This window comes from Pseudomonas taiwanensis, assembly GCF_013393345.1.
GTDB classification, from domain to species: domain Bacteria; phylum Pseudomonadota; class Gammaproteobacteria; order Pseudomonadales; family Pseudomonadaceae; genus Metapseudomonas; species Metapseudomonas resinovorans_C.
The window spans coordinates 380682-406731 of the sequence record NZ_QJRF01000069.1 but is presented as its reverse complement, the minus strand read 5'-3'; the positions used below and the strand labels follow the sequence as shown (position 1 = coordinate 406731).

The window sequence follows — 26050 nt, the reverse complement described above, 5'->3', positions numbered from 1 at the left end:
CGGCCTCCGGGCGTTCAGTACCTGCCGTAATAGCCTTCCTTCAGCGCGTCGAAGAGGTTGGCGGCGGTGTGCACCTCGCCGTCGTATTCCACTTCCTCGTTGCCACGCAGCTCCACCAGCGTGCCGTCTTCCAGTTCGAAGCGGTAGACGGTCCTCTCCAGGTCCGAGTCCTTCACCAGCACGCCCTGGAAGGCGGCCGGGTTGAAGCGAAAGGTCGTGCAGCCCTTGAGTCCCTGGCGCCACGCCTGGAGGTAGATGTCCTTGAAATCTTCGAACCGAAAATCCGTGGGCACGTTGGCGGTCTTGGAGATGGATGAGTCGATCCAGCGCTGCGCCGCCGCCTGCATGTCCACATGCTCCGCCGGGCTGATGTCGTCGGCACTGACGAAGTAGTCGGGCAGGCGCTGCGCCGGATGATCGGCATCGGGCCGCGCCTGGGCGTTGACCAATGCGCGGTACGCCAGCAGCTCGTAGCTGCAGACGTCGATCTTCTCCTTGGTCTTGCGTCCGGGCCGGATCAGGTTGCGCGAATACTGGTGGGCGTAGCTCGGCTCGATGCCGTTCGAAGCGTTGTTGGCCAGGCTCAGGCTGATGGTGCCGGTCGGCGCGATGGAGCTGTGATGGGTGAAGCGCGCGCCCACTTCGGCCAGCTCGGCCACCAGCTCCGGCGCATGCTCGGCGATGCGCTGCATATAGCGGGAATAGCGAGCATGCAGGACACGGCCGGGCACCCGGTCACCGACCTTGTAGCCGTCATCCGCCATTTCCGGCCGCTTGCGCAGCATGGCGGCGGTCACCTCGTAGTCCTGGGTCAGGATCGGCGCCGGGCCTTTCTCCCGCGCCAGCTCCAGCGCAACCTGCCAACCGGCCAGGGCCATTTCCCGCGCCACCTCTTCGGTGAATACGCAGGCCTCGGTGCTGCCGTAGCGCAACCGCAGCAGCGCGAGGGCCGAGCCGAGCCCCAGGAACCCCATACCGTGGCGGCGCTTGCCGAGGATTTCCTCGCGCTGGCGAGCAAGCGGCAGGCCGTTCACTTCCACCACGTTGTCGAGCATCCGGGTGAATACCCGCACCACCGCGCGGAAGCGCTCCCAGTCGAAATGCGCCTCGTCAGTAAACGGGTCCTCGACGAAGGCCGTGAGATTGATCGAGCCGAGCAGGCAGGAGCCGTAGGGGGGTAGCGGCTGTTCGCCACACTGCCCGGTCACCAGGCCATTGAATACCACCGCATTGCCGTCGGGTTGGGTGGTATCGAAAACCGGCTCGTCGGCCAGGTAGTCGATGCACCGCACGGCTGAGGAAAAGCGCTGCGTCTTGCGCAGCAACCTGCCCTGCCGCCAGACCTGATAGCGCGCTTCCTTGGCCGGGAGCAGAAAGCCGATTTCCGCCATGAAGCGCTCTCGCGACTCGCCGTCGATGATGAGCTCGAAATCCGCTGAGCACTCGAAATCCCGCGTACCACCACGTCCGTCCGGCATCGTCCGCGTGCCTGCTTGCCGCCGCTGACGAATGCTGCAAAAGATGCCGAAATTGGCCAGCAGTTGCTGAACTTCCCGAAGCAATTGGGTCTGGCTCGACGCCAGTCGGATAGAGCAGCTCTGGCTATTGCTGGAAACATTCACCGTACCGTCGCACTGGAACAAGGCCCGCAGGTAAGCCCTGACGCAAACCTCACTGCCGCGCCAGATCACCTCTGGCACGCGTGCCTTCGTCGCGGCGGAGAACCCAAGAAAAGCAAGGAGCCGCGCCAGCAGCACCGAACGGATGAACACCAGCTGCCGCTCGGGCACCGCAACAGGGCGGACCTGATAGACCCGGCCACGACTCACACCGGCGCCAATCAAGCTGTTGATGTAGGCGGCGAGCTCATCGGCCAGAGCCCGTTCCTCGCCCCACAAGCTGATGACCGCAGCCTGCTGATCGTCTCCCCGGTTGGTGAAATGTCCATCACCGGTGATCAGACCCAGCAACTGGCCAAGGGATGCATCGCCCAGCTCACCGAACTGCCCTTTTCCGGACTGCACCAGTAGCCGATCGCCCACCTTGAGGTCGCGCAGCTTCACCCTGCCGCGTTCGGTGTGAACGTCGTGCCATTCGGTGGCCTTGATTTCGTAGCCATCGTCCGTCGTCACGCGGTACACCGGAGCCCGCACCGCACTAAGGAAGGCCGGTTTTGCCGTGCGGATCTCCACGCCACGCCCCTCCAGACCGAGGGACCGCCTATCGACCGTGACCTCGAGCGGAGTCCCCCGTGCATACAGCTCGCCGATCGGCACCAGGCCGTACTGGGTCGCCAGTCGAGTGTCAGCAGTCACGCACGGATTGGTCGCGCGGATCGCCTCGCACCACCAGTTGTTGTTCAGCTCGTTGACCCGGTCGATGAGGATGAAGCCCGGCTCGGCGAAGTCGTAGGTGGAGACCATGATCATGTCCCAGAGGTGCCGGGCCTGGACGCGGCCGTAGACCTTGCAGGCCACCAGGCCGTCTTCGCGGACGATATAGCCCTCGTGCACCGGCCAGTCGCGCCAGATCACCTGCGTCGGATCGCCGAAGTCCAGCTCGTCCCGTTCCTTCGGGTGTACCGGGTAGAGCAGCGGCCATTCGGTGTCGTTCTCCACCGCGTGCATGAAGGCATCGCTGACCAGCAGACTGAGGTTGAACTGGCGCAGGCGCCCGTCCTCGCGCTTGACGCGGATGAACTCGCGCACATCCGGATGGCAGACATCGAAGGTGCCCATCTGCGCGCCCCGGCGGCCGCCGGCCGAGCTCACGGTGAAACACATCTTGTCGTAGATATCCATGAAGGACAGCGGCCCGCTGGTTTGCGCGCCGGCACCGGAGACGTAGGCGCCGCGTGGGCGCAGGGTGCTGAACTCGTAGCCGATGCCGCAGCCGGCCTTGAGCGTCAAACCGGCTTCATGGACCTTGCCGAGGATGTCGTCCATGGAGTCGAGGATGGTGCCGGAGACGGTGCAATTGATGGTGGACGTGGCGGGCTTGAAGTCCTGGGCGCCAGCATTGGAGATGATCCGCCCGGCGGGAATGGCGCCATTGCGCAGGGCCCAGAGGAAGCGTTCATACCAGTGCTCGCGAGCCGCGGCATCGGCTTCCACCTCGGACAAGGCGCGCGCCACGCGTTGCCAGGTAGCGTCCGGGGTGAGATCGAGGGGCGTGCCGTCCTTGTGCTTGAGACGGTATTTGCTGTCCCAGATATCCTCCGACGCCGCCTGCAAGGCGATGCCGTGATTGCCCTGGACCTGCTTGGGCGTTCCCGTCCTGGCCATCCGCTGCCCTCCCGCAATGAAGAGTCCAGACTAGTCCGACCACGAATGCCGGCCGCTGATTCACATCAAGCGGCCCGCGGCCCCTCTCTCACATTAGCAGTCCGTGCGGAATCGCCCGGTAGGGTGGGCTTCAGCCCACCGGAGGCTCCGTAATGCACAAACGCGAGTGAGCGATGGTGCACGCCAGCCCTCACCCCCAGCCCCTCTCCCAGAGGGAGAAGGGAGCAAAGATCAGAGCGCCTCCAGACACCCCGCCAGGCCGTCGCCCAGATTCTGCAGCAGGGTCTCGTAGCCGTTCGCGGCCACCGGGGCATTCATGCCCAGGGCGTCCAGTTCGGCCAGGCGCACCGAAAGGCCCGCCGTCAGGGTGTCGGCCAGGCGCGGGCGCACCGGCGGTTCGCTGAACACGCAGCTCGGGCCGGCCTTCTGCAGGCGCTCGCGCATGGCGGCGACGTGGCGGGCGCCGGGCTGCACTTCGCTGGCGACGCTGAACACACCGGCATGACGCAGGCCGTAGGCGGACTCGAAATAGTCGAAGGCTTCGTGGAAGACGAAGAACGGCTTGCTGGCGACCTTGGCCATGCGTGCTTTCAGGCGGGCGTCGAGCTGGTCGAGGCGGCCTTCGAAGGCCTTCAGGTTGGTCTGGTAGCGCACGGCGTTGGCCGGGTCGGCGGTGGCGAGGTCAGCCGCCATGCGTGCGGCGATCACCCGCGCGTTGGCCGGCAGCAGCCAGAGATGGGCGTCGATGGAGCCGGGGCGATGGTCATGATCGTGCTCGTGTTCGTCGTGCTCGCCTTCGTGCTCGTCGTGCAGCGCCTCGAAATGGCGCAGGGTCAGGCCAGGCTCGCCCTGCAGCGCCACGCTGGGCTTGTCGCGGCCCTGCAGCACGCGGGGCAGGAAACCTTCCAGATCGGGGCCGACCCAGTAGAACAGGTCCGCCTCGCGCACCCGGCGCACGTCGGACGGACGCAGGGCGTACTGGTGCGGCGAAGCACCCGGCGGCAGCAGCACATCGGGCTGGCCAGCGCCGTCCTGCACGGCAGCAGCGATCAGTTGCAGCGGCTTGATGCTGGTCAAAAGGCGCACATCGGCCTGTGCAGACAGGGCGCAGGCGCTGAGGAACAGGGAGACGAATAGACGGAACACGGCACAGACTCGGCGATAAAAGAGTTATAGAATAACGTCTCTTTCCCCAGACGTCGCCGCCGCCATGCTCAAGCCGATCAGCGCAAAAGCCCCCCTGGCCTGTCGCCCCCACGACCACTCCCATTGCGTGGCCAACGCCCTGGCCGAGGCTGACGCCATCTGCAGCCGCCATGGCCTTCGTCTGACCGCACTGCGCAAGCGCGTGCTGGAACTGGTCTGGCAGAGCCACAAACCGCTGGGTGCCTACGACATCCTCGGTGTGCTGACGGAAGAAGACGGTCGCCGCGCGGCACCGCCCACCGTCTACCGCGCCCTGGACTTCCTCCTGGACAACGGCCTGGTGCACCGCATCGCCTCGCTCAACGCCTTCGTCGGCTGCAACCATCCGGGCGAGTCCCACCAGGGTCAGTTCCTCATCTGCCGCAATTGCCAGACGGCCATCGAGCTGGAGCAGTCGAGCATCAGCCAGGCCATCGTCGACAGCGCCAAGTCGGTCGGCTTCGTCGTTGAAGGCCAGACCGTCGAAGTCGTCGGTCTCTGTGCCAGCTGCCAGGTGGCTGCATGAGCGACGTCCTGATCCGCCTCGACAAGATCGGCGTCGACTTCGCGGGCCAGCCGGTGTTGCAGGATGTGCACCTCGCGGTGAAGGCGGGGGAAATCGTCACCCTGATCGGCCCCAACGGCGCCGGCAAGACCACCCTGGTGCGCACCGTGCTCGGCCTGCTCAAGCCGGACAAGGGCGAGGTCTGGCGCAAGCCGCGCCTGCATATCGGCTACATGCCGCAAAAGCTCCAGGTGGACGCCACCTTGCCGCTCACCGTGCTGCGCTTCCTGCGCCTGGTACCCGGTGTCGACCGCAAGGCCGCACTTGGCGCGCTGGATGAAGTCGGGGCCGCCCAGGTAATCGACAGCCCGCTGCAGAATATTTCCGGCGGCGAGTTGCAGCGTGTGCTGCTGGCCCGCGCCCTGCTGCGCGAGCCCGAACTGCTGGTGCTGGACGAGCCCGTGCAGGGCGTCGATGTCGCCGGCCAGGCCGAGCTCTACCGCCTGATCAGCCGCCTGCGCGACCGCCATGGCTGCGGCGTGCTGATGGTCTCCCACGACCTTCACCTGGTGATGAGCGCCACCGACCAGGTGGTTTGCCTGAACCGCCACGTCTGCTGCTCCGGCCACCCGGAACAGGTCAGCGGGGACCCCGCCTTCGTCGAGCTGTTCGGCCAGGACGCCAAGAGCCTCGCGGTCTATCACCACCATCACGACCACGCCCACGACCTGCATGGCGAGGTGGTGAAGCAACCTTTCCCCAGCGGCACCCGTTTCACTCCCGTCCACCAGCACGGCCCCGACTGCAACCATGGCTGATTTCCTGCTCAACGCACTGCTCGCCGGCCTCGCCCTCGCCCTGGTGGCCGGTCCGCTCGGTTCCTTCGTGGTCTGGCGGCGCATGGCCTACTTTGGCGACACCCTGTCCCACGCCGCCCTGCTCGGCGTGGCCCTCGGCCTGATGCTGGACGTCAGCCCGACCCTGGCGGTGACCGTCGGCTGCGTGCTGCTCGCCGTGCTGCTGGTGACCCTGCAACAACGCCAGCCGCTGGCCTCGGACACGCTGCTGGGCATCCTCGCCCACAGCACGCTGTCCCTGGGTCTGGTGGTGCTGAGCTTCATGAGCGAAGTGCGCATCGACCTGATGGGCTACCTCTTCGGCGACCTGCTGGCGGTGAGCCGCACGGACCTCGCCTGGATTCTCGGCGGCAGTGCTCTGGTGCTGCTGGTGCTGATCCCGATGTGGCGGCCGTTGCTGGCGATCACCGTGCACGAGGAACTGGCGCGTGTGGAAGGCCTGCCGGTGGCGGCCATTCGCCTCGCCCTGATGCTGCTGATCGCCATCGTCATCGCCGTCGCCATGAAGATCGTCGGCGTGCTGCTGATCACTTCGCTGCTGATCATTCCGGCCGCTGCCGCCCAGCGCCATGCGCGCAGCCCCGAGCAGATGGCCCTGGGCGCCAGCCTGCTGGGACTGGTGGCGGTCTGCGCGGGCCTCGCACTGTCCTGGTTCAAGGACACCCCGGCCGGCCCGTCCATTGTCGTCTCCGCCGCCAGCCTGTTCCTCTTCAGCTTTGCCCTGCCGCGACGCGCCTGAGGTCGGCGAGCACCAGGGCGGCGGCCTTCTCCGCAATCATCAGGGTCGGTGAGCAGGTGTTGCCGGAGACTATTTCCGGCATCACCGAGGCGTCGGCAATGCGCAACCCGGGAATGCCGTGCACCTTCAGCTCGGCGTCCACCACCGCTTCCCGATCCTGCCCCATGCGGCAGGTGCCCACCGGATGGAAGATGGTGGTGCCGATGTGGCCCGCCGCCTCATGCAACTCTTCTTCGCTCTGCAGCGCCGGGCCTGGCAGGTATTCCTCGGGCCGATAGCGCGCCAGCGCGGGCGCTGCGGCAATACGTCGGGTCAGGCGAATGGCATCGGCGGCAACCCGCAGGTCCTCGGCATCACTCAGGTAGTTGGGTTGGATCAACGGTGCGGCCCGATGGTCGACAGAGCGGATATCCACCCGGCCACGACTCTGTGGACGCAAGTTGCACACAGACGCGGTAAAGGCGGGGAAGGGATGCAGCGGCTCCCCGAAACGCTCCAGTGACAGCGGCTGCACGTGATATTCCAGGTTCGCCCTGGCCTGCTCGGGACCTGAACGCACGAAGGCGCCCAGCTGGCTCGGCGCCATGGCCAGCGGACCGCTGCGCGTGGCGAGATAACGCAGTCCCATGCCCAGCTTGCCGCGCAGGCTGCCGGCGAGGTGGTTAAGGGTCGGCACCCCGGTCACCTTGAAGATCAGGCGCAACTGCAGGTGGTCCTGAAGGTTGCCGCCCACGCCGGCCAGTTCGTGGCGCACGCCGATGCCCAGGCGCTCCAGCAACGGCCGCGGACCTATTCCAGAGCGCTGCAGCAACATGGGCGACCCCACGGCGCCGGCACTGAGGATCACTTCGCGGCGTGCGCGGAACTCCTGCTGCAGGCCTTCCCAGCGTCCGATCACACCCACCGCACGGCCCTGCTCCAGCAGTACGCGGTCCACTTCCACGCCCGTGCGGACAGTCAGGTTCGGCCGGTGCAGCACCGGGCGCAGGAAGCCCTTGGAGGCATTCCAGCGCACACCGTTTCGCTGGTTCACCTGAAAGTAGCCGCAGCCTTCGTTGTCGCCGGTGTTGAAGTCGTCCACCGGTGCGATCCCGCATTCGCCAGCGGCCAGCCGGAAGGCGTCGAGGATTTCCCAGGACAGGCGCTGGCGTTCGACTCGCCACTCGCCGGCATCGTTGTGGAATTCGCTGGAACCGCCGAAATGGCTTTCGCTCCTGAGGAACAGGGGCAATACGTCCTTCCAGCTCCAGCCCGTATTGCCCAGAGCCTCCCAGCGATCGTAGTCGGCAGCCTGGCCGCGCATGTAGATCATCCCGTTGATCGAGGAGCTGCCGCCCAGCACCCGCCCGCGCGGGTAACCCAGGCTGCGACCATGCAGGCCGGGCTCCGCCTCGGTGCGGTAGCACCAGTCGGTGCGCGGGTTGCCGATGCAATAGAGGTAGCCGACAGGAATGTGAATCCAGGGATGGTTGTCGCGGCCGCCTGCCTCCAGCAGCAGAACCCGCACCCGTGGGTCGGCTGAAAGCCGATTGGCCAGCAGGCAACCGGCGGGGCCGGCACCGACGATGAGGTAATCGAATTCTGGGTGAGCAGCGTGCATGGCAATCCTCGCCGTTCTTGTCGTCATGGCTGGTCATAGTGCAGCAGCCGCTCCGTGAACTGGAGCCTGGAAAGCACTTCCAGGGCCGATTGGATGCCTCCAGAAATGCCATCCTCGCGGCCGATTTGCCCCTACTTTTTGTCCTGAACGATGCCGCCGTGTAGAATCGCGCGTTTTTTGAGCAATCAGAGACCTGCCGGAATGAAGCTGTTCGCTACTCGTTGCCTGCCTGTTGTCGCCTTTTCCCTGCTGCTGGCTGCCTGCCAGACTGCCCAGCAAGTGGCCGACGTGCCGACGGACGCACTCGTGAGCAGCTTCCAGCATCTCGATCGGGACCTCGCCGAAGGCAAGCTCACCGAAGCGGAGGCCCGCCTCGAGGCGCTCGAGACCAGCGCAGCCGGTGACACCCGACTGGAGCAGTACCAGCGCCAGCTCGCCGACGCCTGGCTGCAGCGCGGCCAGGCCGCCTTGCAAGAAGGCGACCTGGACAACGCCGCCAAGGCCCTCAGCCATGCCCGCAGCCTGATGCCCCAGGCACCGGCCCTGGCTACCGGCCTGGACGGCGCCATCGACAAGGCCCGTGAAGACGCCGCAACCCGCGCCGAGCAGACCCGCCGTGCCAGCGAGGCCGCAGCCGCCAAGGAAAACGCCGCGCGCCTGGAGCAGGCCCGTCAGCTGCGCGAAGCCGCCGAGCGCCAGGCTGCCGCCATCCAGGCGAGCGCCACGCTGCCCAATGCCCCCGAAGGTGAAAAAACCGTCGTCCAGGCCGCCAAACCGCTGCGCGCCCTGACGCCGCTGGTGGAAATGCCCCAACTCGACCGTGACGACAACGAGAACCTGCGCCGCCTGCTGGATGGCGTGGCCGCCGATATCGTCGCCCACGATTGCGCCGTGCAAATCCAGGTGCGCGAGGCCAAGGACTATCCCTGGGTCGCCGCGCTGCTGTCGGCTCGGGTGAAAAAGCTCGATCCCGACTTCAAGGCGCAGTACAGCCAGGCCCTGAAGCCCGACCAGGTGCCGCGCCTGGTGCTCAGCCCCCGCCACTGAACGCCCCCGGTTGATGGCGACTAGACTGGACGAAGTCCGCCTGTCGCTTATTCCCCATTGCTATAGCCATAGGTCCACAAAGATTTTCTGTGCCTATGTGCCAGCAGGTAAACTTGCCGGTTTTTAGCCGATCCGGCTAACGACGAACCCACAAGGTTTCCGCAGTGATCGAATTCCATAACGTCCACAAGGCGTACCGCGTCGAAGGCCGCGAAATCCCGGCCCTGCAGCCGACCGACCTCGCCATCCAGAGCGGCGAAGTGTTCGGCCTGATCGGCCACTCGGGTGCCGGCAAGAGCACCCTGCTGCGCCTGATCAACCGCCTTGAAGAACCCACCGGCGGTCGCATCGTGATCGACGGCGAAGACATCACCGCCCTGGACAGCGAGGGCCTGCGCCTTTTCCGTCAGCGCGTCGGGATGATTTTCCAGCACTTCAACCTGCTGGCATCCAAGACCGTTGCCGAAAACGTCGGATTACCGCTGAAGCTGGCCGGTGAGTTGTCCCGCGCAGAGATCGATCGCCGCGTCGCCGAACTGCTGGCCCGCGTCGGCCTCAGCGACCACGCCCGCAAGTACCCAGCGCAACTTTCCGGCGGCCAGAAGCAGCGCGTCGGTATCGCCCGCGCCCTGGCCACCCAGCCGAAGATCCTGCTCTGCGACGAGGCCACCAGTGCCCTCGATCCGCAAACCACTGCCTCGGTGCTGCAACTGCTCGCCGAGATCAATCGCGAGCTGAAGCTCACCATCGTCCTCATCACCCACGAGATGGATGTGATCCGCCGGGTCTGCGACCGCGTGGCGGTCATGGACGGCGGTGTGATCGTCGAGCAGGGCGCGGTGGCCGATGTATTCCTGCACCCGCAACACACCACCACCCAGCGCTTCGTGCTGGAAGACGAACAGGTGGACGAAGGCGAACAGCATGACGACTTCGCCCACGTCAGCGGCCGCATCCTGCGCCTGACCTTCCGTGGCGAGGCGACCTACGCCCCGCTACTGGGCACCGTCGCGCGCCAGACCGGCGTCGACTACAGCATCCTTGCCGGGCGCATCGACCGCATCAAGGACACCCCCTACGGCCAGCTGACCCTGGCCCTGACCGGCGGCGACATCGATGCCGCGCTTGGCTGCTTCCGCGAGGCGGACGTGCACCTGGAGATCCTGCGCTGATGGACGCCCTGCTCGCCAATATCGACTGGTACGAAATCTGGCTCGCCACCCTCGACACCTTCCTGATGCTGGGTGGCTCGCTGCTGTTCACCGTGCTGCTCGGCCTGCCGCTGGGCGTGCTGCTGTTCCTCACCGGCCCACGCCAGCTGTTCGAGCAGAAGACCGTTTACGGTCTGCTGTCGCTACTGGTGAACGTGCTGCGCTCGCTGCCCTTCATCATCCTGTTGATCGTGATGATCCCCTTCACCGTGTTCATCACCGGCACTTCACTGGGTGTCGCCGGCGCCATCCCGCCGCTGGTGGTGGGTGCCACGCCGTTCTTCGCGCGCCTGGTGGAAACCGCCCTGCGTGAAGTGGACCGCGGCATCCTCGAAGCCACCCAGGCCATGGGCGCCACCACCCGCCAGATCATCTGGAACGCCCTGCTGCCGGAAGCGCGGCCGGGCATCTTCGCCGCCATCACCGTCACCGCCATCACCCTGGTGTCCTACACCGCCATGGCGGGCGTGGTGGGTGCGGGCGGCCTCGGCGACCTGGCCATCCGCTTCGGCTACCAGCGCTTCCAGACCGACGTGATGGTGGTCACCGTGGTCCTGCTGCTGGTGCTCGTACAGATCCTGCAAACCGTCGGCGACAAGCTGGTGGTGCACTTTTCCCGTAAATGACCTGGTGCCGGCGCCATCCGCGCCGGCCCGATGACTGCCCACAAGGAGCCGTTCATGAAGAAATTGCTGGTGGCCTTCGCTGCCCTGACCGCCCTCTCCGCCCAGGCCGACACCCTGAAAGTTGCCGCCACTCCGGTGCCCCACGCGGAAATCCTCGAGTTCATCAAGCCGCAACTGGCCAAAGAAGGTGTGGACCTGCAGGTGAAAGTCTTCACCGACTACGTCCAGCCCAACGTGCAGGTGGCCGAAGGCCGCCTGGACGCCAACTTCTTCCAGCACCAGCCCTACCTGGACGAGTTCAACAAGGCGCGCCAGACCAAGGTGAAACTGGTTTCCGTCACCGGCGTGCACGTCGAGCCCTTCGGCGCCTACTCCAGCAAGGTGAAGTCCCTGGCCGAACTGCCCGAAGGCGCCCAGGTGGTGATCCCCAACGACGCCACCAACGGCGGCCGCGCCCTGCTGCTGCTGGACAAGGCCGGCGTGATCAAGCTGAAGGACAACACCAGCATCACCGCCACCCCGAAGGACATCGTCGAGAACCCGAAGGGCATCAAGGTGCGTGAACTGGAAGCCGCCACCCTGCCGCGCGTGCTGAACCAGGTCGACCTGGCGCTGATCAACACCAACTACGCGCTGGAAGCCAAGCTGAACCCCACCAAGGACGCCCTGGTGATCGAAGGCAGCGACTCGCCCTACGTGAACATCCTCGTTGCCCGTGAGGACAACAAGACCAGCGCCGACATGCAGAAACTGGCCAAGGCCCTGAACAGCCCCGAGGTGAAGAAATTCATCGAGGAGAAGTACAAGGGTGCCGTGGTTCCGGCGTTCTGATCGCTTCGTGCTGAATGAAAAAGCCCGCTCAATGAGCGGGCTTTTTTGTGGGCGATTGGGAGTCCCTGCCTGGTCAGACTTCCCTCACCCCCGGCCCCTCTCCCGAAGGGAGAGGGGTGACACAGACCCCACCACCTGCGCGGACTGCCCCCTCTCCCTCTGGGAGAGGGTTGGGGTGAGGGCAGTGGGATATTGCAGGGAGTCGAATAAACCGCTCAGCTCTTCGGCGTCACCAGCCCCAGCAGTTGTTCCTTGAGCTTCTGGTTGCTCAACGGCGAACGGATGAAGCCGCGCGTGTTGCGCCCACCCATTTCATTGGAAACGCCAGCACAGCATAAACGGAAAAAGCACTCTCCCGATTAAGAAGCCTCTGATAGTTCCCCCGAGCGCTGCCATGTCAGCCTTCCAAAGCCCCAGAGAAGGCCTCGTCTTATCGGGCACGCTGGAGCCCGACAACTTCCCAGGCATAGAAAGGAGATTGGCTAATGGATAGCTGTAGGAGGCCCATAAAGACGCGCTCCGCAACTTGGGCAAAACGAATTGCCGGAATCTTTATAGATAAGGGGATTTCCCCCAATCGGATTTCTATCGCAAGCGTCGTCTTCGCATTTGCAGGCACCGCCGCCCTCAACCTTGATCACGGCATCATCGGATCAATCTGCTGCGCAGCCGGTATCCAATTGCGCCTGCTGTGCAATTTGCTTGATGGGATGGTAGCGGTGGAGGGTGGTAAAAAATCCCCCATCGGTAGCCTGTACAACGAATTCCCGGATCGAATTGCCGACACCCTACTGATAGTCGGACTGGGGTATGCCATCGGTTTCGTTGAACTCGGGTGGTTCGCCGCGTTGGGCGCGACGCTTACAGCCTATGTCAGGGTGTTTGGCGGTTCCCTCGCTCTCAGGCAGAACTTCAGCGGCCCCATGGCCAAGCAGCATCGAATGGCGGTAATGACAGCAGGGCTGATCGCGAATGCCATCGAATCCAGCGTTTTGGGGACTCACCAGGCTTTGCTGATTTCGCTGGTTGTCATTGCCGTTGGATCAGTCGTTACCTGCATCACGAGGACCCTGGCGATCTCCAGGCAGTTGAAGGGGACGCCTCATGTGGATCAGTAACGCGCTTACATCTGTGCTTCGATTCCTCATTGGCGCGACGGCTAAATGGGAAAGCCCACCAGACCTCTCGCGTCAGCGAATCTATTTCGCCAATCACACCAGTCATATGGATACCCTCGCCATCGTTGCAGCGCTGCCGCCTGAAGCGAGGAAGAACGTGAAACCAGTCGCCGCTGCCGACTACTGGGGCAAGAACCGATTCCTATTGTTCCTGGCCCAAAAAGGGCTAAACGCCGTTCTTATCGAACGCAACCCAACACCTGGCCAAAACTTACTCGAACCAATTCTGGATGCAATTCGAACGGGCCATTCGATCATCATCTTTCCAGAAGGTACGCGCTCAAACCACGCCCTTCCGTGCGCGTTCAAGTCGGGGCTGTATCGCCTGGGAGAATCCTTCCCTGACATTGACTTGGTACCGATCTATCTGAAAAACCTGCATCGCTCCATGCCCAAGGGCAAACATATCCCGCTGCCTATTACCTGCACGATTCGCATTGGCGATCCGATGCCACGAATTGAAGGTGAAGACAAACAGGCGTTCTTGGAACGTGCGCGGAATGAAATCGTGAGACTGTCGAAATGAATCTGGACGCGAAGTTCTTCTCTGCGATCGCTGGATTGCTCGCCATTGCCTCATTGGTCGGATGGCTCTTGGGGAAACGAGCAAAAACCGAAAGCGCAATTTCTACTATCGACAACCTGAAACAGCGAATAAATGCCTGGTGGGGGATGGTGATTATATTTTTCGTCTCCTACCAGCTGGGTAGTAATACGACGATTGTACTCTTCAGCTTCATTTCACTTTTCGCACTCAGAGAGTTCATTACCCTCACACCTACAGCACGCGGCGACCACAACACGCTGTTTGCGGCATTTTTCATTCTGATCCCACTGCAGTACATCCTGATCAGTACGCAGTGGTACTCGATGTTCACACTGCTTATCCCGGTGTATGCCTTTCTGCTGCTACCAGCGATCGCTGTAGCTAGTCAGGACACTGAAAGTTTTCTGGAAAGAGCGGCCAAGATTCAGTGGGGCATAATGATCTGCATTTATTGCATCAGTCACGCGCCAGCCCTGTTGCTTCTCGACTTGGCAGAATTCACAGACAAGAACGCACTTCTGCTGTTCTACTTAATATTCGTCGTACAGATGAGCGATGTGCTGCAGTATGTATTTGGGAAACTCTTCGGCAAACGCAGCGTGGCGCCGAATGTAAGCCCATCCAAGACGGTGGAGGGCTTAGTGGGTGGCGGACTCTCGGCGACGCTCATCGGCGGATGCATGTTCTGGATGACGCCATTCAATTTCTGGCAGTCACTGCTAATGTCGTTCGCTATCGTGGCAATGGGTTTCCTAGGTGGCCTGGTCATGTCAGCGATCAAACGCAGCCTTTGCACCAAAGACTGGGGAACCATGATCAAGGGCCACGGCGGAATGCTGGATAGGATGGACTCGGTGTGCTTTGCGGCGCCTGTCTTCTTTCACCTTACTCGATACTTCTTTTCCGCTTAGCGCAGCCCAGGCACACCTAAAACCTGAGCTCGCTGCGCACTGCCTATTCAGCTCTTCGGCGTCACCAACCCCGGCAGTTGCTCCTTGAGCTTCTGATTGTTCAAAGGCGAACGGATGAAGCCGCGCTGGGTGCCGTCCGGGCCGAGGACCACCAGGTTGCCGCTGTGGTCGACGGTGTAGTTTTCCTTGCTGGTGTCGGCCGGGATGAACGGGATGCTTACGGCATTGGCCAGCTTCTGCAGGGTGGGCAGGTCGCTGGTGATGCCGACGAAGCTCGGGTCGAAATAGCCCAGGTACTGCTTGATCTGCTGCGGCGTGTCGCGGTTCGGGTCGACACTGACGAAGACGAAACGCAAGTTGTTCTGCGCCTCCTGCGGCAGAAGGCCTTTCAGCTCACGCATCTGCGCCAGGGTAGTGGGGCAGATGTCCGGGCAGAAGGTGTAGCCGAAGAACACCAGGCTCCATTTGTCCTTGAACTGGTCCACCGCGACCTTCGCACCGTTCTGGTCGACCATTTCCAGGGTCGGCAGCGTGCGGCTTTGCGGCAGCAGCACGATGCCCGCATCGAGCAGCTTGGTCGGGTCGGCCTGGGCCTGGCTGGTCAGGACCCGGTGCACGGTGAGGCCAAGCACCACCGCCACGAGGGCAACGAGGACGAAGACGGTTTTCTGGATTCTGGTCATAGGTTCAGCATCAGATAGTGGTCCACCAGCAGGGCGATGAACAGCAGGAAGAGGTAGGCGATAGAGTACTTGAAGGTCTTGATCGCCGCATGCGGTCGGCTGTCACGGTACAGCCTCCAGGCCCACTGCAGGAAGCGCACGCCCAAGGCCACCGCGCAGACCAGATAGAGCACGCCGCTCATGTGGATGGCATAGGGCAGCAGGCTGACCGCGAACATCACCAGCGTGTAAAGCAGGATGTGCACCTTGGTGTAGTGCTCGCCATGGGTCACCGGCAGCATGGGGATATCGGCCTTGGCGTATTCCTCCTTGCGGTGGATGGCCAGCGCCCAGAAGTGCGGCGGCGTCCAGGCGAAGATGATCAGCACCAGCAGCAACGGCTCGGCGGTGAGATGGCCGGTGACGGCGACCCATCCCAGCAGCGGCGGAGCGGCGCCCGCGAGACCGCCTATGACGATGTTCTGCGGCGTGGCACGTTTGAGGAAGCCGGTGTAGAGCACCGCGTAACCCACCAGCGAGGCCAGGGTCAGCCAGGCGGTCAGTTCGTTGGTGAAGGCCAGCAGCAGGGCCTGCCCGAGCACCGCGAGGATGAAAGCAAATCCCAGCGCCGCAGTCGGCGAGACGCGGCCGTTGACCACGGGACGCTTCAGGGTGCGCGCCATGATCGAGTCGATGCGCCGGTCCACCACATGGTTGACCGCCGCCGCCGCACCGGCACAGAGGCCGATACCGATGTTGCCGAACAGCAGCACCGTCCAGGGCACGCCGGCGCGGGTGGCGAGGAACATGCCGACCAGGGAAGTGATGAGCATCAGCACCACCACCTTGGGTTTGGTCAGTTCCAGGTAGTCGCGCCAGCTGGCACGGGCCTGGCTGTGTCCTTGGCTGAGCAGAGTGGCCATGGCGTGTACTCCTTATTTGCTGTGCGAAGCGATCACCGTAGGAGCGAGCTCTGCTCGCGAATCCCCGGTGATCTCAGGTTCGCGAGCAGAGCTCGCTCCTACCAAAAGAGCCGGGTTGCGAACCCGGTAATTGACCGAGACCAGCACCAGCAGCAACAGGGCGCCGCCGCCGTTGTGGGCCACCGCCACCGGCAGCGGCAGGTGGAAGATCACGTTGCTGATGCCCAGCCCCACTTGCAGGCACAGGGCCGCCAGCAGCAGTCCGGCGAGACGCGGCAGGCCGGCGCCGCGTAACTGCCAGGCGAGGACCAGCAGCACCAGGGTCACGGCCAGGGCGCCGAGGCGATGGGTCATGTGGATGGCCGTGCGGGCGTCACTGTCCAGTTGCCCGCCCAGGTAGTTCGGGCCGATGTGCTGGGTCAGGTGGAAGCCGTTGGCGAAGTCCATCGCCGGCCACCACTGCCCGTGGCAGGTGGGCAGGTCGACGCAGGCCACGGCCGCGTAGTTGGAGCTGACCCAGCCTCCCAGGGCGATCTGTCCGATGACCAGCGCCAGCCCCAGCGCTGCCAGGCGCCGTAGCCGCGCCGGCAGTTGGAGCGCCGGAAAGGCGTTGGACAACCGCAGGCTGAGCAGCAGTAACAGGGACAGCGTGGTGAAGCCTCCCAGCAGGTGCGCGGTGACTACCTGGGGCCAGAGTTGCAAGGTCACCGTCCACATGCCGAATGCGGCCTGGGCGGTGACCACGCCCACCAGCAGCAGCGGCAGTTTCAGGGGTTGACCGTCACGTCCGCGCAGACGTACGGCGTGGATCGCCAGGCCGAGGATCACCAGGCCGAGCGACCCGGCGAAGTAGCGGTGGACCATCTCGTTCCAGCCTTTCTCGGCTTCCACCGGTGCGTGGGGGAAATTGGCCTCGGCATGGGCCAACTGAGCGTCGGACTGGGGCACGCTGATGAAGCCGTAGCAGCCGGGCCAGTCCGGGCAGCCGAGTCCGGCGTGGGTCAGGCGGGTGTAGGCGCCCAGCAATACGACCACCACCGCCAGCAGGGTGGCGAACAGGGCGAGGCGGTATCCGGGCCGGTTCTTGTACGTGTCCACAGCAGCCGCTCCTCACCTTTCCGGAGAAAGGGGTCGTTCAACCGATATTGGAAAGCTTCAGCAGGTGACGCAGGTCGTTGAGGATCTTCTTGCCCTTGATGGTGCCGTCGTAGCGCAGCACCAGGTTGCCGTGGGGGTCGACGATCCACAGCTGGGCGCCACCGAGGTTGTCGGTGGCCTTGCTGTAGGTGGTCTGATCGAGACCGTAGCGTTTCAGCCGCGGATATTCCTGCTTGAGCTTGTCCGCATAGTCTGCCGACACCTCGGTTACCGCCAGGGCGTGGGTCGCACGAGAGGCGTCGCGGCCGAGCCCGATGTGGATCTGCCGCGCGACGAACACCATCTGCTGGCAATCCTGCTGGCAGCCGGACGGCGCGGTGACCAGCAGTTGCCAGGTCTGCCCCGGCGTCGTGTCCTGCACCCCCAGGTCGACGAGGGTCTGGCCATTGCCGATGAGCGTGCCATGAAAACTGCGCCCCTCGGGCACCCAGAAGCTGAACTTGTACATGGCCGTGGCCAATATCATCGGGCCGATCACCACCATCAGGATCAGCAGCAGCTGGATGCGTCCACGGCGCCGTGGCGGTGCGGTCTCAGGCATGGCGAGTGCTGGGTTCATTATTGTTCTCCCGTCCTTTGCGCAATCCGAAGTAGATGAACAGGCCGAGCAGCGCGATCGCCAGGGCGAACCATTGCACGGCGTAGCCAAGGTGTTTCTCCGGGCCCATGGCGACCACTGGCCAATCGCTGCGATAGGCCGCCGGGCTTTCCTCCAGGCGCAGCTCCAGGGGTACGCCATTGCGGCCCAGGTGTTTCCAGAGCGCGTCGGCATCCACCTGGTTGACCAGTTGAGGCCAGCCGCTCGCTTCCAGATGCTTGAGTTCGAACGCCGCGCCCGGCGGCACGTAGGCCCAGGCGGTCAATTCCTGGGCACCGTCCGGGGTGCTGAAGACGGGCGCGACCCGGCGATCCGGCCACGGCAGCCAGCCACGATTGACCAACAGCCACTGGCCGCTGGCGTCGTCCTGGAAGGGTTGCAGCAGTTCGACGCCGGCCTTGCCGTCGCGGATGCGGCTGTCCAGCAGCAGGCTGTGGGCGGCGTCGAAATGGCCGTGCAGACGCACCCGCAAGTAGGCGGGGTCGGCACTGGCGAGAAGCGCATCGATGGTGGTTGGGGCGGCGATGCGGCGGGCCTCGGCGGCCACCAGCAGCTGGCGTTTTTCGTCTGCACGGGAAAGCTGCCAGAAGCCCAGGCCAATGAGCACCGGCAGCAGCGCGAGCACCACCAGGGTGGGCGCCAGGCCAGGCCGGAAGCCACTCATGAGCGTCGTCCGTGACGCTGAACAGGGCTGGCTATACTGCACAACATCCCCCTTCCCCCGGAGTCACGCATGCTCAAAGCTGCGATCGTCCTCATGTTGCTTGCCACGATGGTCAGCCTGTTCAGCGGCCTTTTCTTCCTGGTCAAGGACGAAGGTCGCAGCTCCCGCGTGGTCAATGCGCTAACGGTTCGTGTAATCCTGACCGCCATCACCCTTGCGCTCATTGCCTGGGGTTTCTATAGCGGTCAGTTCGTTTCTCAAGTCACCTGGTAAGCCGCAAGCCCCCGCTTGCGGCCGCCTTCCTCACAGCACGTAGACGAAGGTGAACAGGCCGATCCAGACCACGTCCACGAAGTGCCAGTACCAGGCCGCCGCCTCGAAGCCGAAGTGATGCTCGGGGTCGAAGTGGCCGCGCAGGATGCGCACCAGCATCACCGTCAGGATCAGCGCCCCCATGGTCACGTGGGCACCGTGGAAGCCCGTGAGCATGAAGAAGGTGGCGCCGTAGATGCCCGAGCCGAGGGTCAGCCCCAGTTCCTTGTAGGCGTGGATGTACTCCTCGGCCTGGAAGCCCAGGAAGGTCACCCCCAGCAGGATGGTCAGCGCCAACCACAGCTTGAGCGGACCGCGCTTGTTCTTGCGCAGTGCATGGTGCGCGAAGGTCACGGTGAAGCTCGAAGTCACCAGCAGCAGGGTGTTGATCAGCGGCAGGTGCCACGGGTCAATCACCGCCTTGGGCGGCGGGAACAGCTTGGAGTCCGGGTTGTTCAGCAGCGGCCAGGTGTATTCGAAGTTCGGCCAGAGCATGTTGGCGACGCCCTTGGAGCCCTCACCGCCGAGCCAGGGTCCGGCCCACATGCGGATGTAGAACAGGGCGCCGAAGAACGCGGCAAAGAACATCACCTCGGAGAAGATGAACCAGCTCATGCCCCAGCGGAAGGACCGGTCCATCTGCGGGCTATAGAGGCCGCCGCGACTTTCTCGGATCACATTGCCGAACCAGCCGAACAGCATGTAGGCGACGATCAGCCCACCGACGAAGAAGATGATCGGGCCGTTTGAATCCGGCCGCGCCGCCTTGAGGTCGTTGAACCAGGTGCCCAGGCCGTAGACCGTGGTCAGCAGGCCGATGGTGGCGATGATCGGCCACTTGCTCTGGGCCGGGACGTAGTACTGCTCGTGACTAGCCATCGTTGTTGTTCTCCTTATCGGCCCGTCAGCCGTCATTCCTGGCGACTGGTGGCTTGCGGGCGGTGATATCGAACAGCGTGTAAGCGAGGGTCAGGTGATGCACATCGGCCGGCAGGTCGCGATCGACGATGAAGCGCACCGGCATCTCGATGCGCTGGCCGGGCTGCAGGACCTGCTGGGTGAAACAGAAACATTCGGTCTTGTGGAAGAACGCCGCCGCCTTGGACGGCGCCACGCTGGGAATGGCCTGGGCCGTCATCGGTTTGTCGGTGGGGTTGTAGGCAATGAACAGCATCTCGTTGCTCGCCCCCGGATGCACCACCAGATCGTCCGCCTTGGGACGGAACTCCCAGCTCATCCCGGCAGCGTTGGTGGCGAGGAACTGCACTCGCACCTGACGCTGCTGGTCTTCGTTCTGGGCGCCCTCGTAGGCCGACCCGGTGGTCTTGCCGTTGATGCCGAACGCCTGGCACATCACGTCATAGATCGGCACCAGGGCAAAACCGAAGCCGAACATCGCCACCACCAGCACCAGGAGGCGCAGGATCAGGCGGCGAGTGCTCAGTTCTCCGCTCATATCACTTCACTTCCGGCGGCGTGGAGAAGGTGTGGTAGGGCGCCGGCGACGGCACGGTCCATTCCAGCCCTTCGGCGCCGTCCCAAGGCTTGGCCGGAGCTTTCTTGCCGCCCCGGATGCATTTGATGACGATGAACAGGAAGAGGAACTGGGTCGCCCCGAAGCTGAAGGCACCGATGGACGAGATCATGTTGAAGTCGGCGAACTGCAGGTTGTAGTCCGGAATCCGCCGTGGCATGCCCGCCAGACCCACGAAGTGCATCGGGAAGAACGCCATGTTCATGCCGATGAAGCTCAGCCAGAAGTGCAGCTTGCCAAGGGTTTCGTCGTACATGTGGCCGGTCCACTTCGGCAGCCAGTAGTAGGCCGAGGCGAAGATGCCGAAGATGGCGCCGGGCACCAGCACGTAGTGGAAGTGAGCCACCACGAAGTAGGTGTCGTGATACTGGAAGTCCGCCGGGGCGATGGCCAGCATCAGCCCGGAGAAACCGCCGATGGTGAACAGGATGACGAAGGCCACGGCGAACAGCATGGGCGTCTCGAAGGTCAGCGAGCCTTCCCACATGGTGGTCACCCAGTTGAACACCTTCACCCCGGTGGGCACGGCGATCAGCATGGTGGCGAACATGAAGAACAGCTCACCGGTCAACGGGATACCCACGGTGAACATGTGGTGCGCCCAGACGATGAAGGACAGGAAGGCGATCGACGCGGTGGCGTAGACCATCGAGGTGTAGCCGAACAGCGGCTTGCGGCTGAAGGCCGGGATGATCGAGCTGACCGCACCGAAGGCGGGCAGGATCATGATGTACACCTCGGGATGGCCGAAGAACCAGAACACGTGCTGGAACAGCACCGGGTCACCGCCACCGGCGGCACTGAAGAAGCTGGTGCCGAAGTGGATGTCCATCAGCATCATGGTCACGCAACCGGCCAGCACCGGCATCACCGCGATCAGCAGGAAGGCGGTGATCAGCCAGGTCCAGACGAACAGCGGCATCTTCATCAGGGTCATGCCCGGGGCACGCAGGTTGAGGATGGTGGCGATCACGTTGATCGCGCCCATGATCGAGCTGATGCCCATCAGGTGGATGGCGAAGATGAAGTAGGTGACGCTCTCCGGCGCATAGGTGGTCGATAGCGGCGCGTAGAAGGTCCAGCCGAAGTTCGGTCCGCCGCCTGCGCTGAACAGCGTGCTGACCAACAGACCGAAGGCGGCCGGCAGCAGCCAGAAGCTGAAGTTGTTCATACGCGGCAGGGCCATGTCCGGCGCGCCGATCATCAGCGGGATCATCCAGTTGGCCAGGCCGACGAATGCCGGCATCACGGCGCCGAACACCATGATCAGGCCGTGCATGGTGGTCATCTGGTTGAAGAATTCCGGCTGCACGATCTGCAGGCCGGGCTGGAACAGCTCGGCGCGGATCACCATCGCCATCGAGCCACCCAGCAGGAACGCGGCGAAGCTGAACCACAGGTACATCGTGCCGATGTCCTTGTGGTTGGTGGTCAGCACCCAGCGCATCAGGCCCTTGGCCGGACCGTGGTGGTGATCATGCCCGGCATGATCGTGGTCGATCACTGCACTCATGTCAGTCTCCATATAGGCCGGTGTCTTCTTCATTGGCTTTCCGCCTGTTTCAGAGCCAGCACTTCCTTGGGCGTCACCATGTCGCCTTTGTTGTTGCCCCAGGCGTTGCGCTCGTAGGTGATGACGGCGGCGATATCGACTTCGGAGAGCTGCTTGCCAAAGGCGGCCATGGAGGTGCCCGGCTTGCCGTGGAAGACGATGTTCAGGTGGTCTTCCTTCGGCCCGGTGGCGATCTTCGAGCCCTTGAGCGCCGGGAACATGGGCGGCATGCCCTGACCTTCAGGCTGGTGACAGGCGGCGCAGGTGGTGTGGTAGACCTTGTCGCCTCGCGCAACCAGTTCGTCCAGGGTCCATTCCTTGTCGGTCAGCTCCTTGAGCTTGGCGGTCTCTTCCTTGCGCGCGGCCAGCCACTTGGCGAAGTCCTCCTGGGACTTGGCCTCGACCACGATGGGCATGAAGCCATGATCCTTGCCGCACAGCTCGGTGCACTGGCCACGGTAGAGGCCGGGCTTCTCGATGCGGGTCCAGGATTCGTTGACGAAGCCGGGAATCGCATCCTTCTTCACCGCCAGCGCCGGCACCCACCAGGAGTGGATCACATCGGCGGCGGTGATCAGGAAGCGCACCTTGGTGCCGACCGGCACCACCAGCGGCTGGTCGACTTCCAGCAGGTAGTGCTCGTCCTTCGGCGCCTTGTTGTGGATCTGGTCGGCGGGCGTGGCCAGGTTGCTGAAGAACTCGACGTCCTGGCCCAGGTACTTGTAATGCCACTTCCACTGGTAGCCGGTGATCTGCACATCCAGCCCGGATTCGGAGGTGTCATAGATGTCGATCAGCGTCTTGGTCGCCGGCACCGCCATCAGCACGAGGATGACGAAGGGCACGACGGTCCAGAGGATTTCCACCGTGGTGCTCTCGTGGAAATGCGCGGGCTGCTGACCGGTGGAGCGGCGGTGGATGATCATCGACCAGAACATGGCACCGAAGACCAGTACGCCGATGACGACGCAGATCCAGAAGATGGTCATGTGCAGATCGAAAACGGTGCGGCTGACCTCGGTAGCACCGGGCGCCATATTGACTGTCCAGGCAGCCTCCGCCTGGCTGAGAACAGACAGCAGCAGGAGTCCCATCCAGACTCGTGGATGTCGCATCATTGCGGGTTCCCCTTCTCGTTCTTGTTATCCCGCCGGCTGGGCCAACGGCTTGGGGACGGCTGTCCGGACTACCACACTCAGACCGCCGACCTCGGCACGCAGGTGCACAGTCGGGTTCCATCAGGTAATGCCTTTCGAGTCGGAGTATAGACAGGGACTTCGGCTGCGCAACGCGCTGGAGAAAATGGCTGAAGGCGCGTAAGCCTTGTCCTAAACGCCACGGCTGGCGCGGGGCTTCAGCGGATGGCAAAGTGCTTTTATAGCGAGCCCGAATAACTGTTAAGCGATTATGACAATCCGGTCTTAGCAGTTTCTCCGGGCAAGCTAAGGTCTTGTCTTCACCTTCACCACGCCATGTCCTTTTCAGGAGCAGTCATGAACACCGCCGCACTGCGCGAAGTCATTCAGCGCGCCCTTGAGAACGAAGCTGCCTCGACGCAACTCAGCCAGATCCTCGAAACCCAGATCGCCAGCCTTCACCCCGCCATCCGCCTGCCAGAAGAAGACGCCCAGGGCGTGCTCGCCCGCTTCATCGCTGCCTATGTGGAACAGGTTCCCGATGTACTGGACGCCGCCGCCACCGTCGCCCGCGAAGCCGGCATCGAGTCCCGCATCAAGCCGGTCCTCAAGGTCGCGGAACAGTTCTTCCTGCAACCTCCTGCCCTGATGGCGGGCCACGATGGCCTGGAAGGCCTGCTCGACGAGGCCTACCTGGCCCATCGCCTGGTGGAGGAAGTCAACGACCGCTACATCGTCCATTTTGGCCAGCCGCTGATCCCGCTGGATACCACCGTGGCCAACCTGATCGCCCATCAACTGATCGGCGAACCTTTCGCCAACCAGCTGGACGAAGCCGTGCACCATGCCGTGGACGGACTGCTGGACGAGGACGTGTTCAGCCAACCCTCGGCGCAAGCCTATCGCCAGCAACTGCATGACCCCAAGGTGGAGGAAGCCTGGAAACGCTGGCCGTGCATGTCCGAGCAACTGGGCGTCGGGCTGGAGCTCAACCTGGGCCAGCGCGCGGCAAGCTGAGTGAAAGGCGATTCATCCCGGAAATGAAAAAGGGCTGCACCAGCAGCCCTTTTTTCTGTCACTCCGACAGGTAACGCGGCCGCGGCGTGGCCATCGGCAGGGGACCATCGCCGATAGGACGGAAGCGACCTTGCTCGGCGTCGTAGGCCTTGATCACCGACGTCTCGATGTCATAGACCCAGCCATGGATGAACAACTGGCCGCTAGCCAGTCGCGCCGCCACCGATGGGTGGGTGCGAAGGTGATCGAGCTGAGCCACCACGTTTTCTTCGGTGAGCACTTCCAGGGTCTCGTGGTTGGCGCAGCCACAGTTCTCCTGCACCACGATCTTCGCCACCTCGGCATGGCGCAGCCAGGCTTTTACCGTCGGCATGCGTTCCAGGGTCTGCGGGTCCAGCACCGCCTTCATGGCGCCGCAGTCGGAGTGGCCGCAGATGATGATGTGGTGCACGCCGAGGGCCATCACCGCGAATTCGATCGCGGTGGAGACGCCGCCGTTCATCTGGCCATAGGGCGGCACGACGTTGCCGACGTTACGGGTAACGAACAGGTCGCCCGGCGAGCTCTGGGTGATCAGCTCGGGAACGATGCGTGAGTCGGCGCAGGTGATGAACATGGCGCGGGGTTTCTGTTCATGGGCGAGCTTCTTGAACAGTTCTTCCTGTTGCGGGAAGACCTCATCGCGGAAGCGCTGGAAGCCCTCGACTATGGTCCGCAGGGCTTCTTCGGCGCTTTCACTGCCCAGCTTGTCGTGCTCGTTGCTCATGCTGCCAACCTCGGTCATCGTAGGAATTGTCTTTTATGCCGCCCATTATCCACTGATTGTCGGCATTTGAATTCCTACAGGACTGTCGTTACAGCCCGCCGAGTCACACTTCAAAGTAACGCCATCTGTCCGCCGGGCGGGCAGAAGCGCGAACAGTCCAGTTCGTAATCGCGTCGGCGATTGAGCCCGAGCTTGCGAATGGCCACAGCGAAACGCTGCGCCAGCAGCTCGGCGAAGGGGCCCTCACCCTTGAAACGGTGGCCAAAACGGCTGTCGTAGATTTCCCCGCCGCGGCACTGGCGGATGATGCTCATCACGTGGGCGGCGCGCTGTGGGTAGTACGCCTCCAGCCACTCCTCGAACAGCGGGCCCACCTCCCTGGGCAGGCGCAGCAGCATGTAGCTCGCCTGCCGCGCCCCGGCATCGCGAGCCGCTTCCAGCAGGCTTTCCAGCTCCATGTCGTTGATCATCGGGATCATCGGCGAACAGAGCACACCCACCGGAATTCGGTTCTCGCTCAACACGCGGATCGCGCGCAGGCGTGCCGACGGAGCGGCGGCGCGGGGCTCCAGGGTGCGTTTCAGTTCGTCGTCGAGGGTGGTGAGGCTGATCATCACCGCCACCAGGTTCTGCTCCGCCAGCTCGGTGAGCAGGTCGAGGTCGCGCAACACCAGCGATCCCTTGGTGACGATGGTCACCGGGTGGCGGTAGCGCAGCAGCACTTCGAGGGTCTGACGGGTGAGGCGGTGTTCGCGCTCGATGGGCTGGTAAGGATCGGTGTTGGAGCCGAGGTTGATCGGCGCGCACTGGTAGCCCGGCTTGGAAAGCTGTTGTTCGAGCAGGGCCACGGCGTTGGTCTTGGCGATCAGCCGCGTCTCGAAATCCAATCCCGGCGACATGTCCCAATACGCATGGCTGGGCCGCGCATAGCAGTAGATGCAGCCGTGCTCGCAGCCGCGATAGGGGTTCACTGAACGGTCGAACGGCAGGTCCGGCGACTGGTTGCGGGTGATGATGCTCTTGGCGGTTTCCAACCGGACCTCGGTCGCGCGGCTCGGCGGAACCTCCTGGAACCAACCGTCATCCATGGCCACCGAGGTGGTCGGAGCGAACCGATTGAAGGGGTTGCTGGCGGTACCACGGCCACGAGGGGGAAGGGGCGCTGGCATGGGGAGCACTCCACTAACTGTATATTCATACAGTATAT

General features: G+C 63.6%; 26 protein-coding genes. 12 read left to right on the top strand and 14 right to left on the bottom strand.

Annotated features, from left to right (window positions below):
* Positions 1 to 14: 14 nt before the first annotated feature.
* Positions 15 to 3284: an LAGLIDADG family homing endonuclease gene (locus DM872_RS22625; RefSeq protein ID WP_179061528.1), complete on the bottom strand. Its 3270-nt coding sequence runs from the start codon at positions 3282 to 3284 to the stop codon at positions 15 to 17.
* Positions 3285 to 3515: 231 nt separating this feature from the next.
* Entirely contained in the window at positions 3516 to 4430 is a 915-nt protein-coding gene (locus tag DM872_RS22620) for a zinc ABC transporter substrate-binding protein (RefSeq protein ID WP_179061527.1), read from the bottom strand.
* 64 nt (positions 4431 to 4494) lie between these two features.
* Between DM872_RS22620 and DM872_RS22615 the strand changes: the two genes are divergently transcribed.
* The 3 genes from DM872_RS22615 to znuB are packed head-to-tail and all read left to right on the top strand — an operon-like array spanning position 4495 to position 6570.
* On the top strand, positions 4495 to 4995 hold the full coding sequence (locus tag DM872_RS22615; RefSeq protein WP_179061526.1) for a Fur family transcriptional regulator: 501 nt from the start codon (positions 4495 to 4497) through the stop codon (positions 4993 to 4995).
* A complete protein-coding gene (gene znuC / locus DM872_RS22610) occupies positions 4992 to 5792 on the top strand; it encodes a zinc ABC transporter ATP-binding protein ZnuC (protein ID WP_179061525.1) in 801 nt (266 codons plus the stop codon). The genes DM872_RS22615 and znuC overlap by 4 nt, the downstream gene beginning before the upstream one ends.
* Positions 5785 to 6570, top strand: coding sequence for a zinc ABC transporter permease subunit ZnuB (gene znuB / locus DM872_RS22605; protein WP_179061524.1), 786 nt, complete (start codon positions 5785 to 5787; stop codon positions 6568 to 6570). The genes znuC and znuB overlap by 8 nt, the downstream gene beginning before the upstream one ends.
* On the opposite strand, the gene DM872_RS22600 is transcribed toward znuB, so the two are convergent.
* The gene (locus DM872_RS22600; RefSeq protein WP_179061523.1) at positions 6542 to 8170 is read right to left on the bottom strand and encodes a GMC family oxidoreductase; all 1629 of its coding nucleotides are present in this window, start codon (positions 8168 to 8170) and stop codon (positions 6542 to 6544) included. The two genes, znuB and DM872_RS22600, sit on opposite strands and share 29 nt — an antisense overlap.
* 201 nt (positions 8171 to 8371) lie before the next feature.
* Between DM872_RS22600 and DM872_RS22595 the strand changes: the two genes are divergently transcribed.
* The 7 genes from DM872_RS22595 to DM872_RS22565 all read left to right on the top strand — a co-directional run bounded on the left by DM872_RS22595 (position 8372) and on the right by DM872_RS22565 (position 14521).
* Positions 8372 to 9217, top strand: coding sequence for a PA5502 family lipoprotein (locus tag DM872_RS22595; RefSeq protein ID WP_179061522.1), 846 nt, complete (start codon positions 8372 to 8374; stop codon positions 9215 to 9217).
* 164 nt (positions 9218 to 9381) lie between these two features.
* Positions 9382 to 10389 (top strand): methionine ABC transporter ATP-binding protein, encoded by a 1008-nt coding sequence (locus tag DM872_RS22590; protein ID WP_179061521.1) that lies wholly within the window; start codon positions 9382 to 9384, stop codon positions 10387 to 10389.
* Positions 10389 to 11054: a methionine ABC transporter permease gene (locus tag DM872_RS22585; RefSeq protein ID WP_179061520.1), complete on the top strand. Its 666-nt coding sequence runs from the start codon at positions 10389 to 10391 to the stop codon at positions 11052 to 11054. The genes DM872_RS22590 and DM872_RS22585 overlap by 1 nt, the downstream gene beginning before the upstream one ends.
* A 54-nt stretch (positions 11055 to 11108) precedes the next feature.
* Complete coding sequence (locus tag DM872_RS22580) at positions 11109 to 11885, top strand: MetQ/NlpA family ABC transporter substrate-binding protein (RefSeq protein ID WP_179061519.1); 777 nt, start codon at positions 11109 to 11111, stop codon at positions 11883 to 11885.
* A gap of 485 nt (positions 11886 to 12370) precedes the next feature.
* A complete protein-coding gene (locus DM872_RS22575) occupies positions 12371 to 13003 on the top strand; it encodes a CDP-alcohol phosphatidyltransferase family protein (protein WP_179061518.1) in 633 nt (210 codons plus the stop codon).
* Positions 12990 to 13589 carry a lysophospholipid acyltransferase family protein gene (locus DM872_RS22570; RefSeq protein ID WP_179061517.1) on the top strand — a complete coding sequence of 200 codons (600 nt, stop codon included), beginning with the start codon at positions 12990 to 12992 and terminating at the stop codon, positions 13587 to 13589. Before DM872_RS22575 ends, DM872_RS22570 begins: the two co-directional genes overlap by 14 nt.
* The gene (locus DM872_RS22565; protein WP_179061516.1) at positions 13586 to 14521 is read left to right on the top strand and encodes a phosphatidate cytidylyltransferase; all 936 of its coding nucleotides are present in this window, start codon (positions 13586 to 13588) and stop codon (positions 14519 to 14521) included. Before DM872_RS22570 ends, DM872_RS22565 begins: the two co-directional genes overlap by 4 nt.
* 47 nt (positions 14522 to 14568) lie before the next feature.
* Here the strand turns inward: DM872_RS22565 and DM872_RS22560 are convergent, their stop codons facing one another.
* The 5 genes from DM872_RS22560 to DM872_RS22540 are packed head-to-tail and all read right to left on the bottom strand — an operon-like array spanning position 14569 to position 18526.
* Positions 14569 to 15204, bottom strand: coding sequence for an SCO family protein (locus tag DM872_RS22560; protein WP_179061515.1), 636 nt, complete (start codon positions 15202 to 15204; stop codon positions 14569 to 14571).
* Positions 15201 to 16106 (bottom strand): heme o synthase, encoded by a 906-nt coding sequence (gene cyoE, locus DM872_RS22555; protein WP_179061514.1) that lies wholly within the window; start codon positions 16104 to 16106, stop codon positions 15201 to 15203. Before cyoE ends, DM872_RS22560 begins: the two co-directional genes overlap by 4 nt.
* Before the next feature lie 12 nt (positions 16107 to 16118).
* Complete coding sequence (locus tag DM872_RS22550) at positions 16119 to 17204, bottom strand: COX15/CtaA family protein (RefSeq protein WP_179061513.1); 1086 nt, start codon at positions 17202 to 17204, stop codon at positions 16119 to 16121.
* 37 nt (positions 17205 to 17241) lie between these two features.
* Complete coding sequence (locus DM872_RS22545) at positions 17242 to 17823, bottom strand: hypothetical protein (RefSeq protein WP_179061512.1); 582 nt, start codon at positions 17821 to 17823, stop codon at positions 17242 to 17244.
* Complete coding sequence (locus tag DM872_RS22540; protein WP_179061511.1) at positions 17798 to 18526, bottom strand: SURF1 family protein; 729 nt, start codon at positions 18524 to 18526, stop codon at positions 17798 to 17800. The genes DM872_RS22545 and DM872_RS22540 overlap by 26 nt, the downstream gene beginning before the upstream one ends.
* Before the next feature lie 69 nt (positions 18527 to 18595).
* Here DM872_RS22540 and DM872_RS22535 point away from each other — a divergent pair, with 69 nt between their 5' ends.
* Positions 18596 to 18799 carry a twin transmembrane helix small protein gene (locus DM872_RS22535; protein ID WP_077527557.1) on the top strand — a complete coding sequence of 68 codons (204 nt, stop codon included), beginning with the start codon at positions 18596 to 18598 and terminating at the stop codon, positions 18797 to 18799.
* Positions 18800 to 18829: 30 nt separating this feature from the next.
* On the opposite strand, the gene DM872_RS22530 is transcribed toward DM872_RS22535, so the two are convergent.
* From DM872_RS22530 to coxB, 4 genes are read right to left on the bottom strand one after another with little or no spacing between them, the layout of a single operon-like run.
* Complete coding sequence (locus DM872_RS22530) at positions 18830 to 19717, bottom strand: cytochrome c oxidase subunit 3 (protein WP_179061510.1); 888 nt, start codon at positions 19715 to 19717, stop codon at positions 18830 to 18832.
* 25 nt (positions 19718 to 19742) lie between these two features.
* On the bottom strand, positions 19743 to 20294 hold the full coding sequence (locus DM872_RS22525; protein ID WP_179061509.1) for a cytochrome c oxidase assembly protein: 552 nt from the start codon (positions 20292 to 20294) through the stop codon (positions 19743 to 19745).
* Between the two features lies 1 nt (position 20295).
* On the bottom strand, positions 20296 to 21885 hold the full coding sequence (gene ctaD / locus DM872_RS22520; protein ID WP_179061508.1) for a cytochrome c oxidase subunit I: 1590 nt from the start codon (positions 21883 to 21885) through the stop codon (positions 20296 to 20298).
* Positions 21886 to 21914: 29 nt separating this feature from the next.
* Positions 21915 to 23042: a cytochrome c oxidase subunit II gene (gene coxB / locus DM872_RS22515; RefSeq protein ID WP_179061507.1), complete on the bottom strand. Its 1128-nt coding sequence runs from the start codon at positions 23040 to 23042 to the stop codon at positions 21915 to 21917.
* Between the two features lie 375 nt (positions 23043 to 23417).
* On the opposite strand from coxB, the gene DM872_RS22510 reads away from it, so the two are divergent.
* Complete coding sequence (locus DM872_RS22510; protein ID WP_179061506.1) at positions 23418 to 24077, top strand: hypothetical protein; 660 nt, start codon at positions 23418 to 23420, stop codon at positions 24075 to 24077.
* A gap of 58 nt (positions 24078 to 24135) precedes the next feature.
* On the opposite strand, the gene DM872_RS22505 is transcribed toward DM872_RS22510, so the two are convergent.
* Both DM872_RS22505 and DM872_RS22500 read right to left on the bottom strand, forming a co-directional pair.
* Positions 24136 to 24843: a carbonic anhydrase gene (locus tag DM872_RS22505; RefSeq protein WP_179061505.1), complete on the bottom strand. Its 708-nt coding sequence runs from the start codon at positions 24841 to 24843 to the stop codon at positions 24136 to 24138.
* Positions 24844 to 24953: 110 nt separating this feature from the next.
* A complete protein-coding gene (locus DM872_RS22500; RefSeq protein ID WP_179061504.1) occupies positions 24954 to 26012 on the bottom strand; it encodes a PA0069 family radical SAM protein in 1059 nt (352 codons plus the stop codon).
* Positions 26013 to 26050: the final 38 nt, after the last annotated feature.